14 protein-coding genes are annotated in these 15,553 nt (G+C 62.7%); 9 read left to right on the plus strand and 5 right to left on the minus strand.

Features of this window, described 5'->3' with window-relative positions:
• Positions 1-13: 13 nt before the first annotated feature.
• On the minus strand, positions 14-577 hold the full coding sequence (purE, locus tag LDN70_RS06425) for a 5-(carboxyamino)imidazole ribonucleotide mutase (protein ID WP_166841433.1): 564 nt from the start codon (positions 575-577) through the stop codon (positions 14-16).
• A complete protein-coding gene (locus LDN70_RS06430) occupies positions 574-1,761 on the minus strand; it encodes a 5-(carboxyamino)imidazole ribonucleotide synthase (protein ID WP_223942085.1) in 1,188 nt (395 codons plus the stop codon). The genes purE and LDN70_RS06430 overlap by 4 nt, the downstream gene beginning before the upstream one ends.
• A gap of 180 nt (positions 1,762-1,941) precedes the next feature.
• On the opposite strand from LDN70_RS06430, the gene LDN70_RS06435 reads away from it, so the two are divergent.
• Positions 1,942-2,508, plus strand: a complete 567-nt coding sequence (locus tag LDN70_RS06435) for a GtrA family protein (protein ID WP_166841431.1) — start codon at positions 1,942-1,944, stop codon at positions 2,506-2,508.
• Between the two features lie 2 nt (positions 2,509-2,510).
• Here LDN70_RS06435 and LDN70_RS06440 read toward each other — a convergent pair whose 3' ends face one another.
• Complete coding sequence (locus tag LDN70_RS06440) at positions 2,511-3,206, minus strand: TIGR03089 family protein (protein ID WP_223942086.1); 696 nt, start codon at positions 3,204-3,206, stop codon at positions 2,511-2,513.
• A 376-nt stretch (positions 3,207-3,582) separates the two neighbouring features.
• On the opposite strand from LDN70_RS06440, the gene LDN70_RS21120 reads away from it, so the two are divergent.
• The 3 genes from LDN70_RS21120 to LDN70_RS06455 are packed head-to-tail and all read left to right on the plus strand — an operon-like array spanning position 3,583 to position 9,213.
• On the plus strand, positions 3,583-4,125 hold the full coding sequence (locus LDN70_RS21120) for a WhiB family transcriptional regulator (protein WP_250821467.1): 543 nt from the start codon (positions 3,583-3,585) through the stop codon (positions 4,123-4,125).
• Between the two features lie 11 nt (positions 4,126-4,136).
• Complete coding sequence (locus LDN70_RS06450) at positions 4,137-7,532, plus strand: glycosyltransferase family 2 protein (protein ID WP_223942087.1); 3,396 nt, start codon at positions 4,137-4,139, stop codon at positions 7,530-7,532.
• A complete protein-coding gene (locus LDN70_RS06455; protein ID WP_223942088.1) occupies positions 7,525-9,213 on the plus strand; it encodes a DUF5719 family protein in 1,689 nt (562 codons plus the stop codon). Before LDN70_RS06450 ends, LDN70_RS06455 begins: the two co-directional genes overlap by 8 nt.
• A gap of 116 nt (positions 9,214-9,329) precedes the next feature.
• On the opposite strand, the gene LDN70_RS06460 is transcribed toward LDN70_RS06455, so the two are convergent.
• Positions 9,330-9,848: a metallopeptidase family protein gene (locus tag LDN70_RS06460; protein WP_142939859.1), complete on the minus strand. Its 519-nt coding sequence runs from the start codon at positions 9,846-9,848 to the stop codon at positions 9,330-9,332.
• A gap of 164 nt (positions 9,849-10,012) precedes the next feature.
• Here LDN70_RS06460 and LDN70_RS06465 point away from each other — a divergent pair, with 164 nt between their 5' ends.
• The 5 genes from LDN70_RS06465 (at position 10,013) to LDN70_RS06485 (ending at position 14,645) form a co-directional block, all read left to right on the plus strand.
• Positions 10,013-10,390: a DUF3499 domain-containing protein gene (locus LDN70_RS06465; protein WP_250821481.1), complete on the plus strand. Its 378-nt coding sequence runs from the start codon at positions 10,013-10,015 to the stop codon at positions 10,388-10,390.
• Positions 10,391-10,544: 154 nt separating this feature from the next.
• Entirely contained in the window at positions 10,545-10,763 is a 219-nt protein-coding gene (locus LDN70_RS06470; RefSeq protein WP_142939858.1) for a Trm112 family protein, read from the plus strand.
• A 42-nt stretch (positions 10,764-10,805) separates the two neighbouring features.
• Complete coding sequence (gene ahcY / locus LDN70_RS06475) at positions 10,806-12,284, plus strand: adenosylhomocysteinase (protein WP_223942089.1); 1,479 nt, start codon at positions 10,806-10,808, stop codon at positions 12,282-12,284.
• Positions 12,285-12,415: 131 nt separating this feature from the next.
• On the plus strand, positions 12,416-13,636 hold the full coding sequence (locus LDN70_RS06480; RefSeq protein ID WP_223942090.1) for a L,D-transpeptidase: 1,221 nt from the start codon (positions 12,416-12,418) through the stop codon (positions 13,634-13,636).
• 187 nt (positions 13,637-13,823) lie between these two features.
• Positions 13,824-14,645 (plus strand): pentapeptide repeat-containing protein, encoded by an 822-nt coding sequence (locus LDN70_RS06485; protein ID WP_166841425.1) that lies wholly within the window; start codon positions 13,824-13,826, stop codon positions 14,643-14,645.
• Between the two features lie 44 nt (positions 14,646-14,689).
• On the opposite strand, the gene LDN70_RS06490 is transcribed toward LDN70_RS06485, so the two are convergent.
• A complete protein-coding gene (locus LDN70_RS06490; RefSeq protein ID WP_223942091.1) occupies positions 14,690-15,493 on the minus strand; it encodes an RDD family protein in 804 nt (267 codons plus the stop codon).
• Positions 15,494-15,553 lie beyond the last annotated feature (60 nt).

A 15,553-nucleotide genomic window follows, 5' to 3' on the forward strand; every position in this document is an offset into this window, starting at 1 on the left:
AACCGCTGCCTTCCTAGCGGGAGCTCCGGGCGGAGGCATTGGCAGGGGAGAAGACTTGTTCCACCTTGTGGCGCAGGTTTTCGCCCTTCTTGGTAGCGACGTCGTTCAGTTCCTGGGCAAAGGTAAGGAGGTCTTCGCGGAGCTTGGACGCGAGTTCATCCGTTCCTGAGGCGAGCATGCGAACGGCAAGAAGTCCCGCGTTGCGTGCTCCTGCGATGGATACCGTGGCCACGGGAACGCCGGCAGGCATTTGCACGATGGACAGGAGGGAGTCCATGCCGTCCAGGGTTTTGAGGGGGACCGGGACACCTATGACCGGAAGGGGCGTCACCGAAGCCAGCATGCCGGGGAGGTGGGCTGCGCCGCCCGCACCGGCAATGATGACGCGCAGGCCGCGTTCGTGGGCCGTCTGTCCGTAGCGGATCATCTCGGTGGGCATCCGGTGGGCCGAGACCACGTCTGCCTCAAAGGGTATGCCGAACTCGGCCAGGGCATCCGCCGCGGCTTCCATGACCGGCCAATCGGAATCCGAGCCCATCACAAGTCCTACCAACGGGGCCGTTTTTTCGGAAGTCATGCAGTCTCCTCAAGGGTGGTCTGTTCCGGTTTGCGGCCGTCACGGATGATGTTGGCCACCGCGGTGGCGCGCTGGCGGACGGAGTCGACGTCGGAAACCGAGCTGCCAACGAGGTTCACGTGGCCGATCTTGCGGCCTGGCCGGACGGACTTGCCATAGGAGTGAACCTTGGCTGCTGGCTCGAAGGCCAACGCCATGGGGAAGGCTTTGAAGAGGTCCTGGTTGTCGCCACCCAGGAAGTTCTTCATGACTACCACCGGCGCCAAAGCATCGGTAGCGCCCAAAGGAAGGTCCAACACGGCACGCAGGTGCTGCTCGAACTGGCTGGTGATGGAGCCGTCCTGCGTCCAGTGACCGGTGTTGTGCGGGCGCATGGCGAGTTCGTTGATGAGGAAGCCGGCTCCGACTCCTGGCGTTTCGAAGAGTTCTGCAGCCATGACCCCGGTGACGCCAAGTTCGTTGGCAATTCGCAAGGCAGCTTCCTCGGCAGCGGCCGCCACTTCAACAGAGATGTTCTGGGCAGGAGCGATTACTTCGTCGCAGACTCCATCCACCTGGATGGTGTGCACAACGGGCCAGGCACGCGATTCGCCACTGGGGCTGCGTGCCACAAGGGCAGAGAGCTCGCGGCTGAAATCAACCTTGGCTTCGGCCAGGAGCGGGCTCATGGCCTGGAACCAGTCTGCCGTGTCCAAGGCTTCGTCCGGGGTGTCAACAATCCTGACACCCTTGCCGTCGTAACCGCCGCGGGGTGTCTTCAGGACTACGGGCCAGCCGATCCTATCGCCGAAGGCCACCAGCTCCTCAACGGTGGAGACAGCCGACCACTCCGGGTTGGGCAATCCAAGACGATCAATGGCAGCACGCATCACCAATTTGTCCTGGGCGTTGACCAGGGCATCCGGGCCCGGCTGGACGTTGACACCAGCGTCAAGAAGGGCCTGGAGGTGTTGTGTGGGGACGTGTTCGTGATCGAAGGTCATGACGTCCAGCCCCTTGGCGAACTCAAGGAGAGCATCCAGGTCCTTGTAGTCGCCAATGGGTGCGGTGGCTACTGCAGCCACGGCAGAAACGTCCTCACCTTCAGCCAAAACGCGGAGTTCGAAGCCCAGTGCGGTAGCGGGCGGAGCCATCATTCGTGCGAGTTGGCCGCCGCCAACTACGCCAATTACTGGAAAAGTCACAAGGTTCAGCCTACCGAACCGGCGCCAGGATCACTGATTCTGCCGCCCCATGGGACGGATTTCTACCGGTGTGGGGTGTCAGTATCGGCCTTCTCACAGCCCCCTCAAAGGCAGCGCAAGGAAATCGGCGCTAAAATGGGCTTGGCCCATCGGCCCACATTTCAACGGCCATGGAGGGTCATGATCACCACACTTGCAGATCGCATCCGCGGACTTGCCTCACTTTTTTGGCGTGAGGTAGCAAAGTTCGGCGCCGTCGGCGGTGTTGCTTTTGTCATTGACTCGGCCGTTTTCATCTGGCTGTTTTCCGGCCCGATGCACGGCAGCGAAGTGTGGGCGAAGGCCATTGCGACGATTGTTGCAAGTATTTTCTCCTGGGTGGCAAACCGCTTCTGGACGTTCCGGCACCGCAAGCAGGCCAACGTTGTTCGTGAGGCCGTTTTGTTTGCCATCATGAACCTTGTAGGTCTCCTGATTGCATCCGGCTGTGTGTGGTTCGCCAAGTACATTCTGGACCTCAACGACAAACCTTCGCTGTTCATCGCAGGCAGCGTGGTGGGCCTCATCCTGGGCACCATCTTCCGCTTCTTTGCGTACCGCTTCTGGGTCTTCAACGAAGAGCTGGACGCCGAACCCGAGTTCTCGCATGACCACGAGATCATTGAGCTTCACCATAAGGCGAAGGCGGGTTCCGAGGCAGGGACGAACCCTGCAACGGGCGAATTTCCTTCCGTCAAGAATCTCTAACGCTACGAACGGCTGACGCGCTCGTTCTCGAGCAGGTGTTCTGTCACGTCCAAGTCCGGATGCACCAGTACTACTGAGCCGTCCTCCTTCCAAGCGCCCAAGGATGCTGCCAGGCAGTGCTCCAAGCCTTCGGTGGCGCGGACCAGCAGGCGGACGCCTGGCTCTTGTGGAGTAGCAAAGCCATCAATAAGTTCTTCATGGGGCAGTCCGGTGGTTCCGCGCACGGCGGGCAAGCTTGCCTCGGGTTCGTTGTGTGCCATGAAGACGTCACCGTGGGAACGGACTTCAGCGGCGTAGTCCACGACGCCGGATGGCAGCTCGCCGGGCCAGCGCATCGCAAGTGCCGCGAGCGGCACGGCGACCACCGCCTCGAAGCCGGCCCCGGCGCCGTCGTCGGGCTTGTCCGTCGCCAGGAGGTCGGCTGAGGTGTGGTCGAAGACCACCTCCATGCCCAGCTGCCAGGCAGCCAGGGCCCAGACGACGGATTTCCAGTGCGCCGGCAGATCCAACCTGATGGACATCCCTGGTTCGGCGTCAAGTTCGTCCTGCAGCAGGTTGCTGGTTTTTGCTACCCAGTTGTCCAGAACGCGCCCCGATAGCTCAACCCGCTCGGAGTCGGGGCCATACCAAGTGAGTCGTGGTGAGGTTGAGTGACCGGATCGTAGGGCGGTCATCAGGTTCGCTGCCGGGATGCTCATGCGTCAATCTTGCCACGGCGTTAGGCAGGTTCCTTAGGGCCGGCCATCGTTAATGTGAAATGCAACACACCCTATTTTCTCCAGTCGTTGGCCTCCCGCGGAAGCTGATGCAATTTTCCGCGGAAATTCAATGAAAGTTCATCCGGGCCGATCCAAGGCTGTCATTTTGCGCCACGACACGCGGCGGCTCGACAAAAATGTTGGGCGTGGCGCATCCCACGTTTCTAGAGATTCTTGATTATTATCCCGGCGCGGCTTGACTGGTGGGTAGTTACACGCGTGTAATTAGTAATCAACGCCGCTGCACAGATACCCGGAACGTCGCCGGGAATCGGAAACACATCCAAGCAGCAGCTGCAAAATCAGGAGGGACGCCATGGGGCAAGCGTTGCGTATCCAGGAAGATGCAGTCGTCGCAGAACATGCGTCGGTGAAATACCGTTCGAGGGAAGTACCGGGGGATTGGTACGTTGACCCGGCGGACCCGGAAGCGGCAGATCGATACAACCAGAATGTCCAGCAGTCTTTGGAGGATCAGGCTACCGCCCTCCTCGCTGCTCATGAGGCACTGATTGGTGACCTTCCGGCTGGGCCGGATGAAGACCTGGACGACCCTCCCATGGAGCTGCGTCGTCCCGTTGAGACGCCGGGGCAACCCGTGTGGATCGGCCTTCCCCAGGGGGACTTCGATGACGAAGGCGAACTTGGCTGGCAGACTGATGCGCTGTGCGCACAGACCGATCCTGAAGCCTTCTTCCCTGAAAAGGGTGGATCGACGAGGGACGCCAAGAAGGTCTGCGGAGCGTGCAACGTCCGCTCGCAGTGCTTGGAATATGCTCTCGCCAATGATGAGCGGTTCGGTATTTGGGGCGGGCTCTCCGAGCGGGAGCGTCGTCGGCTAAGGAAGCGAGCGGTCTAATTCTCAAGGAAGTGCATGTTACCGCCGTCGTGGTTTCCCACGACGGCGGCAACTATCTGCCCAGAACATTGGCGGCATTGTCGGACCAAACGCGGTCGGCGGATGCCGCCATTGGCGTTGATACAGGTTCCACGGATAACTCACTGGAATTACTCAGCGAGGCCTTCGGCCACAACAAGGTGACCTCGTTCCACCATGCAAAGTCGGGTTTTGGGGCCGCTGTCCAGGCTGGTCTGCAGGAGCTGGCCCCCTCGGGACACACCGCACACGCTGCCGATGGCGGTGACGCACCGGCCGGCAACGACGCCAAGACCACGTCCGTCGAATGGATCTGGCTCCTGCACGATGACGCCGCCCCCGCGCCTGATGCGCTTGCGGAGCTTCTCCATGCGGTTGAACGCGCGCCCTCAGTGACAGTGGCGGGGTGTAAGCAGCTCGGCTGGGACAACAAGCGGCACCTGGTGGATGTAGGACTTTCGACGAGTCGCTGGGCGGAACGCCTCACACTGATCGACGCCGATGAAGTTGATCAAGGTCAATACGATGCCCGTACTGACACTTTCGCTGTGAACTCCGCAGGTATGTTGATCCGCCGCGATGTCTGGGAGCTGTTGGAAGGATTCGACCCCGCGTTGCCGGGCAGTGGCGATGACGTGGACTTCTGCTGGCGGAACTGGCTCGCGGGCAATCGCGTAGTTGTAGTCCCAGGTGCCCGCATGTTCCATGTGGAACACCGCCCGCATGGCCTGGGTACATCCTCCGCGGCACGTAAAGCCCAGATCCACATGCGCCTCAAGCACACCCCGTGGTGGAATGTGCCGTTCCAGGCGATGGGCGCGTTGTTCGGCGCCATGATCCGACTCGTGCTGAGCATTTTGGTCAAAGAACCGGGCTATGGCCTCTCGCAGTTCACGGCCACCATCGCTGCCCTTGTTCGGCCCGTTGCCATTGCCAAAGGCCGCCGCGTTGCGGCCAGGACGCGACGGGTGCACAGATCGGTTGTGCGCGGGCTGCAGACGCCCTCACGGGAGGTGCGTGCCAACAGGCGCTCGTTGCTCGAAGCGATACGCCCCGCCGACGAAACGCCGGCTATCTCCGATCTTCTTGCCCCGGAACCCAGCGGGGATGCTGCCGATGACTTCGCCGCTCTGGCCACCAATGAGCGGGGCTGGGTGGGCACAGGTGCCGTGGTTGCCGCACTGGTGGCACTCAGCGCCGCGCTCGTGGGATTGCTGGGGTTGCTGCGCTCAGGCGCTGTTACCGGCGGCGGACTCCTCCCTCTTTCAGCCTCACCAGGAGATATTTGGGCCAATGCGTCCACATGGTGGATCACGTTGGGAGCAGGTCTGCCCGGACATGGCGATCCGTTCGGCTATGTGTTGTGGCTGCTCTCGCTCTTTGGCGGCGGGGACGGCAACGCCGCCATGGTGTGGCTGCTGATCCTTGCCATGCCGTTCTCTGCCGTTGGCGCCTGGTTCGCGGCAGGCGCGCTCACTACCAAGCGCCGTTTCCGGGTTGCGGCCGCCTTGGCGTGGTCCGGTGCTCCTGCACTGCTGATTTCCATCAACGAGGGCAGGGTCGGGTCCCTGGTGGCGCATGTCATGATGCCGCTGTTGCTGCTGGCACTGTTGCGCGCCTCGGGATCCGCCGTAGCCCAAGGCCCTGCCCTTGCGGGCACACAGCTGAGCCGTCGTCCTGCCCTGCTCTCCGGCAAGCCCGGAATTAATGGGACGCCATCGTGGACTGCTGCCGCCGCTGCCGGTCTGGCCATGGCCGTGGTCACTGCCTCTGCGCCGTCGCTGTTGGGACCTGCCATTGTTGTGGTGGTTCTGGCTGCGGTGGTCCTCGGGCAACGGGGCAAGACGCTGTGGTGGTCGCTCCTGCCCACAGTCGCCCTGTTCCTGCCGTATGGAGTATCTGTGCTGGACAGGCCGCGCTCCTTGTTGGCCGATCCCGGGTTGCCACTGACTTTTGAGGCAGCTCCCCTGTGGCAGCAGCTTCTCGGCCAGCCGCTCGGTTTTGACATCGACGGCGGTTTGACCGGTTTGGCGGTCTTCGGTCCGGGCGTTGTGCCATGGGCACTACTGCTGGCTCTGCTTGTTGTCGCACCAGTTCTGATCCTTGCAGTTGCCGCCTTGTTCCTTCCCGGAAAACGCGCCGCACTGGCCCGGGTGTTCTGGTTGGTTGCTTTGGCTACCCTTGCCAGCAGTTGGTTGGTGGGTCACGTGGCCACCGGGGTTAACAACAACGTGATTGTTGGCCCATTCACCGGCCCTGCGGTGTCGGCTTCGGGCATGCTACTCCTGGGTGCTGCCGTGCTTGGCGCTGAGAAGCTTTTTGCTGCACCTCGGAGGATGCCCAAGGGTTCCCGGCGTCCAGTCCAGGTGCGGCGCGTTGCTTCGGCTGTCGCCATGGCACTCCTGGTTGCCGGCCCCCTTGCCGGCATGGCGGCCTGGGCTGCCCAAAACGTCCTCCAGCCCACTCCGACTGCTGGATCCAGCGTGGCGGCCGGGGCTGCCGAACAGGCGTCGTCCCTCGGCGCCCGCCGTCAGGTTTGGCCGGAAGATACGGGCACGTTGCCTGCTACTGCCGTAGACCGCGGACAGGGGCCTGAGCGCACGCGAACCCTGGTCATCACCAGCGGTGAACAGGGGGCCTTCTCCTCGTCACTGATGCGTGGAGCCGGGACCACGTTGGACAGTTTGTCCACCATAGCCTCCGCTCGGACCATCATTGGCGCACCAGGACGTGAAGAGATCGCGGACGATGACGCTGCCACCACATCCTTGCGTCGGGCCGTCGCCACCATCGTGGCGGGCACGGGCGTGGATCCGCGCGCAGACCTTGAACAGCTTGGCGCCGGATTCATCGTCCTCAAGGCCGAGGACAACGCCGCGCAACTCACGGCCAGCAGAATCGACGCAGTCCCGGGACTGGTGGCCGTAGGCCAGACCGACGCCGGATGGCTGTGGCGGGTGACGCCCCGGAACCAGGAAGCCGCTACTGCCGCCGATACAGCGCATAGGGTACGAATCGTGGACTCCGAAGGTGCTCTTGTGAGTACGCTTCCATCCGAAGAAGTAAACGTAGACGCCACTGTGCCCTCCGGGGATGAGGGTCGAAAGATCGTCCTCGCCGAACGCTCCGATCCCGGCTGGACCGCGTGGATGGATGGTCGCCAACTGCAGGCCACAACATCAGGTTGGTCACAGGCGTTCGAGCTGCCTGCCAGCGGAGGCGACCTTGAGATCCGGTACGCAAACCCCTGGGCCCTGTGGTTCGGGATCCTGCAAGCGGTGGTCATCGGTCTCACGGTCCTGTTGGCTGTGCCGATGCCCGCACGCCGTAGCCGAACCGGCATGTCGAGGGACGAAGTCTCCCTCCGTAAGGAGTACAGCAGTGTCTGAGGACCAGAAGAACGTGTCCGGCGAAAGCACTGAAGCCCAGGAGCCCAAGAAATCCCGCAGCGCCAGCTCCAGCCGCAGCGCCGGCTCCAGCCGCAGCTCCAACAGCCGCAGCTCCAATAGGGGAGCCATCACCGGCGTCCTGTCAGCAGTGGTCATCCTTGCCGCCGGCGGAGGGGCAGTAGCCGCCACATCCATGGTGCCTGAACCCTCAGGCGGGACCTCCGTGGACATCCGCCAGGCTGACGTACCTGCTGGCCGCGCCCTGGCGGTGTGTCCCGAACCCGCGCGGCTTGTGAACGGAACCGTGGTGGGCACGGACGCTGACTTCAGCCCTGTATCCACCACGGCCACCAGCGCCCTGAATGCAGTGGTGCTCAGTAACCCGGCCGGAACAGTGCCAGGGAGCAGTGTGGCAGCGTTGGGTGGTGACCTGGTGGCCCGGATCGCAGAGGCACCCAGCAGTACGCCTCCGCCCACAGCTGGCCCGCCTGTTCTCGCCGCCGGCGTAGCGTCCATCAGCCCGGTGACGTCACCGGCCGTGGTGGGTGCCGATGCCATGGGAAACGAGCAGGCGTCCCTGGCTGCCAACCTCAGTTACTCAGCCACTGACGGCGATCTCCGGGGCCTGGCGGCAACTCAATGCCAGCCACCGGGCAATGACGCGTGGTTATTGGGCGCCAACACTGCTGTTGGTCGGACTGCCGTTCTGAACGTGAGTAACGCCTCCGAGACTCCGGCCACGGTCAACCTTGAACTGTATGGATACGAGGGACAGATCCAGGCGCCCGGGGCCCGTGGTCTCCTGGTAGCTCCCGGCACCACCCGTTCGGTTAACCTGGCCGGCCTCGCGCCCGGTGAATCGCAACTTGCCGTGCACGTGCGCAGCACGGGAGGCCCCGTTGCCGCCACTATCCAACAGAGCGTGTTGCGCGGAATCGCTCCGGGTGGTGTGGAGTACCTTTCGCCGGGTGCTGGTCCATCGAACCTTCAGGTCATGTCCGGCGTCGATATTCAAGACCCGTCTGGCGTCAAAACCCTGGCCGCGAAGCCGGGGTTCGCGGATGCCGTTCCGGCGCTTCAGATCGCCGTACCCGGTTCTACTGACGCCGTGGTGCAGGTCAGCCTTTACGGTGCCAACGGAGAACGCAAAATTCCCAACGGGGGAGTGGTGACGGTCAAAGGCGGGACGGTGGCCACCCTCAACCTTGACGGCGTCCCAGCCGGCAGCTATACCGTCAGGGCCAGCTCGGATGTCTCTTTCCTGGCATCAGCGAGGGTCACCCGTGGAACCAAAGCCGAAGATGCAACGGACTTAGCCTGGTCTCCGTCGTCGGCACGCCTCGGTAGCCAGCACTTGGTGGCCGTTCCCAGGGACGGGCAGAAGTTCCTGAGCTTTGGTGTCCCTGAAGGGCGAGGCACAGTCAGCTACGCTCCGGTGACTGCCGACGGAAAGGTTGGCAAGTCCGTTGACGTGGATATGTCCGGCGGGACCACCTCCATGATCGAGCTACCAGAGAAGTCCGGCAACTCCGTGGTGGCCGGTTATGTGGTGTCCGCGTCGGGTGATCCGGTGTACGGCGCGCTGGTACTCGGAAAACAAGGACGCACAGACGTTTCGGTCGTGGCAATTCAGGATGCGGCCTCAGGGCTACAGAAGGTGCCGGTCTCGGTCGGCTACTAGGCACACCTTGCAGGCAACAGCACTTATCGCATGAGCCGCCCGACAATGCGAATCGCCCGACAGCACGACCCAGCTGACAGCATGACCCGCCTGCCGGCGTCGGTGTTATTCCGTCATCACTGGTATCGACGCCGGTAGACCGGGTCCAGGGTCTCAGGCGGCACGCCGAGCATCTCGGCCGTGTACTCCACCACGACGTCGTGGACGAGGTCCTGTAGTTCCTCACGGGTGGAAACGCCCTGTTCAACCACGCGACGGTACACCGTGATCATGGGTGCCTCGCCACGGCCACCGGGCGTGTAGGAGCCCAAAGGGGCCGTATTCCCCAGGGCGACAAGCTGTTCAAGGTTGGGCGGGATTTCGTCCACGGCAAAGAGCACACCGTCCAGTTGCTTGCCCCACATGTCCTGGAGCCGCTCCGCGGAGTCCAGCACCATGTCATCGAATCGCTCCGCGCGGGTGCGGAACCCGGGGAGGTTGGGGAGCATCAGTTCTCCGCGCAGTCCCCGTCCGTGCCGGTTGCGCCGGCGTCGCCGGAAGCCCCGAACTTCCGAACCGGCGTGTTCCTGGGCCTGATCGCCATCGGCGTCAGTCCACCGGATATTGAACCCGGGAACATGTGGCTGTGACTGCATATATCGACTTTAGTCCCGAGGAACCGCCAGCGCGACCTCATGGCCCGCACCGCGCCGCGTCGGGTGATACGCCGGAGACTTCTCACTTGATGCTCGGCACAGTTGGCGGGGCACGGACCATCAATGCGCAATATAGCCGCCCATTGGCGCTAATCTGGGATGTTGTGGGTGCCATTCGTCAGTGTTCCAGATCAGCCTGCCGCCAGTCCGCGGTGGCTACTTTGACGTACGTGTACGCAGAGTCAACCGCAGTCCTGGGGCCTCTGGCCACCTACGCAGAACCGCACGCCTACGATCTCTGCTCCCAACATGCAGAGTCCCTGACGGTTCCGCGAGGCTGGGAAGTCCTGCGTCTGGCCATGCCCACAACGCCGCAGGAACCGGGTCCGGATGATTTGCTGGCACTTGCCAACGCGGTCCGGGAGGCGGCCTCAGCCCCTGCGGAAACTCCTGCCCGGCAAAACCACGCCCAGATGGAGCCGCCCGCCGGCGCCGAGGGCACCCGCCGCGGGCACTTGCGGATCCTCCGGGAACCGACTTAATCGTTCCCGCCACCCGCTTTCCGTGCCACGCTTCCCGGGCTCTGGACGCAATTCGTCGTCGGGATCAAAACACGATCTCCCTGCGCGGTAGTCTGGAATCTGCAGATATATCCGCCAGCGGCGCCATGCCGGCGCCACCCAGGGAGCATCATTCATGCCAAAGGTCAGTCCTGAACTGTTGTCCATCCTGCGCTGCCCCGTGACGGGGTCACCGCTGGTCCAGGAGGGCGATGAGTTGGTTTCCACCGACGCCGCTGCGGACGGCGTAAAGCTCCGCTACACCATTGAGGACGGCATCCCGTTGCTCCTGCCACCGGAACTGCTGGCCGCTGCCAATGCGGCAACGTCGGGCCAGCACGATTCCAAGGCCTGACGCGCCTTCTTCCACATCCGCACGGTACCCCTAAGGACTTTCATGACTTTTGACTTCAAAGTGGCTGACATCACTCTTGCCGAGGCCGGCCGCCACCAGATCCGTCTAGCCGAGCACGAAATGCCGGGCCTTATGTCGCTCCGCGCGGAGTTCGGTGCCTCCCAGCCACTCAAGGGCGCAAGGATCGCCGGTTCCCTCCACATGACGGTCCAGACCGCGGTGCTCATAGAAACCCTCACGGCCCTGGGCGCGGAAGTTCGCTGGGCCTCCTGCAACATCTTCTCCACCCAGGACGAAGCCGCGGCCGCCGTCGTGGTTGGTAAGGGCACCCCCGAGGACCCGCAGGGCGTCCCGGTTTTCGCTTGGAAGGGCGAAACCCTTGAGGAGTACTGGTGGACTGCCGAGCAGATCCTCACCTGGCCCGGCGCTGACGCCAACCCGGAGTTGGGTCCCAACATGATTCTCGACGACGGCGGCGACGCCACGCTGCTTCTGCACAAGGGCGTCGACTTCGAAGCTGCAGGTGCCGTCCCCACTGCCGCTGAAGATGATCCGGAGGAATACGTCCTCATCCTGGATCTTCTGCGCAGGACCCTTGCCGCTGATCCGCAGAAGTGGACCCGCCTGGCAGCCCGTATTGAGGGCGTCACCGAGGAAACCACCACCGGTGTGCACCGCCTCTACCAGCTCGCGGAGCAGGGCAAGCTGCTGTTCCCGGCCATCAACGTCAACGACTCCGTCACCAAGAGCAAATTCGATAATAAGTACGGGATCCGTCACTCCCTGCCGGACGGCATCAACAGGGCTACGGACGTCCTCATGGGCGGCAAGGTTGCGGTTGTCTGCGGCTATGGCGACGTCGGCAAGGGCGCCGCCGAGGCGTTGCGCGGCCAGGGTTCCCGGGTCATTGTCACAGAGATTGATCCCATTTGTGCCCTCCAGGCTGCGATGGACGGCTACCAGGTGGCCAAGCTGGAGACGGTGCTCGCCCAGGGAGACATCTTCATCACCACCACGGGCAACAAGGACGTCATCATGGCCGAGCACATGCTGGGCATGAAGAACAAAGCAATCGTGGGAAACATCGGCCACTTCGACAACGAGATCGACATCGCCGGGCTGGCAAAGATTCCGGGCGTCAAGAGGGTTGAGATCAAGCCGCAGGTCCACGAATGGGTGTTCGGGGCAGGCACTGATTCGGAGCGTTCCATCATTGTGCTGTCCGAGGGTAGGTTGCTTAACCTTGGCAATGCCACTGGCCACCCGTCGTTCGTGATGAGTAACTCCTTCGCCAACCAGACCATTGCGCAGATTGAACTCTGGACGAAGAAGGACCAGCCGGCCGGAGAGCGCGAGTACCAGAATCAGGTCTACGTCCTCCCCAAGATCCTGGATGAGAAGGTTGCGCGACTCCACCTGGATGCTCTGGGCGTGGAGCTGACCGAACTGAGCAAGGATCAGGCCGACTACCTCGATCTTGATGTTGCAGGGCCTTACAAGCCGGAGCATTACCGCTACTAGGCAGCACCCATCGCCGATGCCGGTGATACCCAAATCGATGGCGAAAGGCCGGGCACGCGACCAGCGTGTCCGGCCTTTCGGCTAGAATTGGGTGTTCAGTAGTGCTTGCGGGGGACAGGATGACGGGAACCATGACGGAAGTCGCCACACGAAAAAAGGGCAAGATCCTTGCCATTGTTGGAGTCTGCGCAGCTATTGTGGTGGGCGGAATTGGCGTGGTCACGGTACCCGGACTGCTGGCCGGATCTCCCCAGGAAACGGCCGTTGCACCGTCGCCTGCCCCCACTGTGGAGGCCAAGCCCGTGGAGTTGGGCATCACCCCCCTGGATGGGGCTGTGGAGTGGAATCCCGTTGTTGGCCCCCAGATCAAAGCAGTCAACGGCAAGCTGAAGGACGTGGTGCTGGCGCCGGTTAGCGGCGGGGCACCTGTGCAAGGCAAGACCAGCCCTGATGGCAGCACCTGGACCACTCTGGAAGTCCTGAAGTTCAAAACCCAATACAACTACTCCTTCACCGTGGTTGATACTGCGGGGAAAGAGACCAAAAAGTCACAGACCTTCACCACTGTTTCCGCAGCTTACGAGGCCGACGCGTCCATCTACCCCCGCAACGGCACCACGGCTGGCTCCGGGCAGCCTATTGAAATCAACTTCAGCGAGCCCGTAGTGGACAAAGCGGCCATGGAAAAGCGGGTTGCCATTACCGTCTCATCCGGTCAGCCTGTGGCCTGGCACTGGTACTCAGACAAGAAAGTCAGGATCCGTCCGGAGGCCTTCTGGGCTTCAGGCACCACCGTCACCGTGGACATGAAACTCCTGGGCGTCGATTTCGGTAATAACATGATCGGCAACGCGGACGTCGTCTCAACGTTCACTACGGGCCCGCAGCGTGTGGCCGTAGTAGACGACAAAACCAAGACCATGAACGTGTACTCCGACGGCCAGCTGGTCCACACCGCCCCCGTCTCACTGGGCGGGGAAGACTGGCTTTCGCCCACCGGCTACGCGGTCATCATGGAGCAAGAACGCCACTCCAACTTCAACGCCGGCACCATCGGCCTGAAGCCTGGAGACAAGGGATACTACCCGCCGCTCGTGGTTGAATACGCCAACCGCCTGACGTGGTCCGGTGTCTACGTTCACCAGGCTCTCGAAGCCGCGTGGAGCTCTATTGGTGTGGCCAACGTATCGCACGGCTGCGTCGGTCTGTTGCCTGCGGACGCTGCATGGTTCTTCAACAACATGAAGACCGGAGACGTCGTTCAGATCCTCAACACCGGAGCACCGGCAGTGGAACCGCTGGAAGGCTTTGGAGACTGGAACATACCCTGGGCGAGCTACGCTCAACGCTAGTACAGCTGTTAACATCATTGCAGTGATTCTTTCCTGCGCGCTTTGACCCATTTCTCCAGCGCTGACGGTTCGTCGGCCCTGCTCTTTGCGCTGCCCTCCATGGTGATTGCGGGTGTCCCCCTAGGGAACCCGTTGATGGGTTCCCCGGCTCCTTCCACCGGACCTATTCTCTTCACCTGGAGTATGCATGAGACCTTCACCAAACCTCACCCCGGACTGCGGCAACTGCTTCGCCCTGTGCTGTACCGCGCTCGGATTTGCCCGGTCGGCTGACTTTGCGATCGACAAACCTGCCGCTTCGCCGTGCCCGAACATGGCGGACGACTTTTCCTGCACCATTCACCAACGCTTACGGCCCCGGGGCTTCCGCGGCTGCACGGTCTTTGATTGTTTCGGTGCCGGCCAAGTGGTCTCCCAACACACTTTCGCCGGGACCAGTTGGACACAGGATCCCTCATCCATGTCCTCGATGTTCGCGGTGTTCAAAGTAGTCAGGCAACTCCACGAGATGCTCTGGTACCTGGCTGAGGCCCGGCAACGGACCTTCGATCCCGAGCTCGCGGCCGCGGCGGACCACCTGTCTGAGGGCGTAGTAGCCGCCGCCCAAGGTGACGCGTCAACGGTCCTTGCCACCGACGTCGAGACACTCCACAGGCAGGTCCGGGCGCTCCTGATGGAGGTCAGCGAAGACGCCCGCGCCTCTTACGGCGCAGAAGACCAGCAAACGCCCGACGGCGGCCTCCAGCCAGGTGCCGACCTGATGGGCGCCAACCTTGCCAACCAGCGCCTCTGCGGAGCAGATCTCCGCGGCGCGTACCTGATCGGAGCCAATCTGAGGAAGTCAGACCTCACCGCCGTAGACCTCCTGGGAGCTGACCTTCGCGGAGCACAGCTTCACGGAGCGGACCTCTCCAGGGCGCTCTATGTGACCCAACCGCAGATCAACGCCGCCGAAGGCGACCCCCACACCCTCCTACCCCCAAGACTCACAAAACCGGATCACTGGTGAGCCAAACGGGTGGCGGCCGCCCGGCGTCAGCCGGTAGCGGGGCGCTAACTGTCAGTGAACGGCAGTTTCCTGAGTCGCTCGCCTATGGTTGCGTTCCGCTGTTCCGCTTGCCGCAGGCGGATGAGTTCGCGGTTGCGCCGTTCCCCGAGGACTGCGCCTATGTAGTCTTCGGGGATGGTGCCCGCTGGCGGGGGTGGTGCCACGTACCTTGCGAGTTCGGATGCGAGCGATGCGGCCATGTTGACGCGCGAGGCCGGGGCCATGAGATAAGCCTGCTGTACAAAGGTTCCAGCCCGTCGGGCGGTGGCATCCGGTACCCTGCCGATGTCCGCCATGCCCACCCATGATTGAAGATGATGCGGGGCTACGGGAATGATCCGGGGCTTTGAGGGTACTCGTTGCCGGAGGGAGTAGGTGCCTGCAACGATATCCCCGAGGCGCTTGGATTTGTCGTTGAAGAGTGCCACGCCGATTGCGAGGCCGCCGAAGGTCAGGTAGATCTCCAGGAATCCAAGGAGCCCGCGGATGAGGGCGTGCCGGAAGCGGATGGACCCGCCGTCGTCGCGGACTATTCGTAGCCCTGTTGCGAGCTTTCCCAAGGAACGCCCGCGGGTCAGGGTCTCCACCGTGACGGGGACGATGACCACGGAGAACACAACGCTGCTGAGGATCAGTGCTCGGATGGCGGCATCGTCAAGGTCCCGGGAGGCTGAGGCGATGAGGATGATCAGGAGTATTGCGAGGACCACCTGGGAGATGACATCCAGGATGAGGCCCAGGGCCCGCGCGGCAAAGGAGGCGGGGCGAAGCTCGAGGACTACTGCCTCGCCTGTGATGATTGAACTCATGCCTGCCCCCAAGTTTTGCCAATTCTGTGGGCGCTGTGATCGCCCGCATCAACGAGTCTA

The sequence above is a fragment of the Arthrobacter sp. StoSoilB22 genome, from assembly GCF_019977315.1.
Lineage (GTDB): Bacteria > Actinomycetota > Actinomycetes > Actinomycetales > Micrococcaceae > Arthrobacter.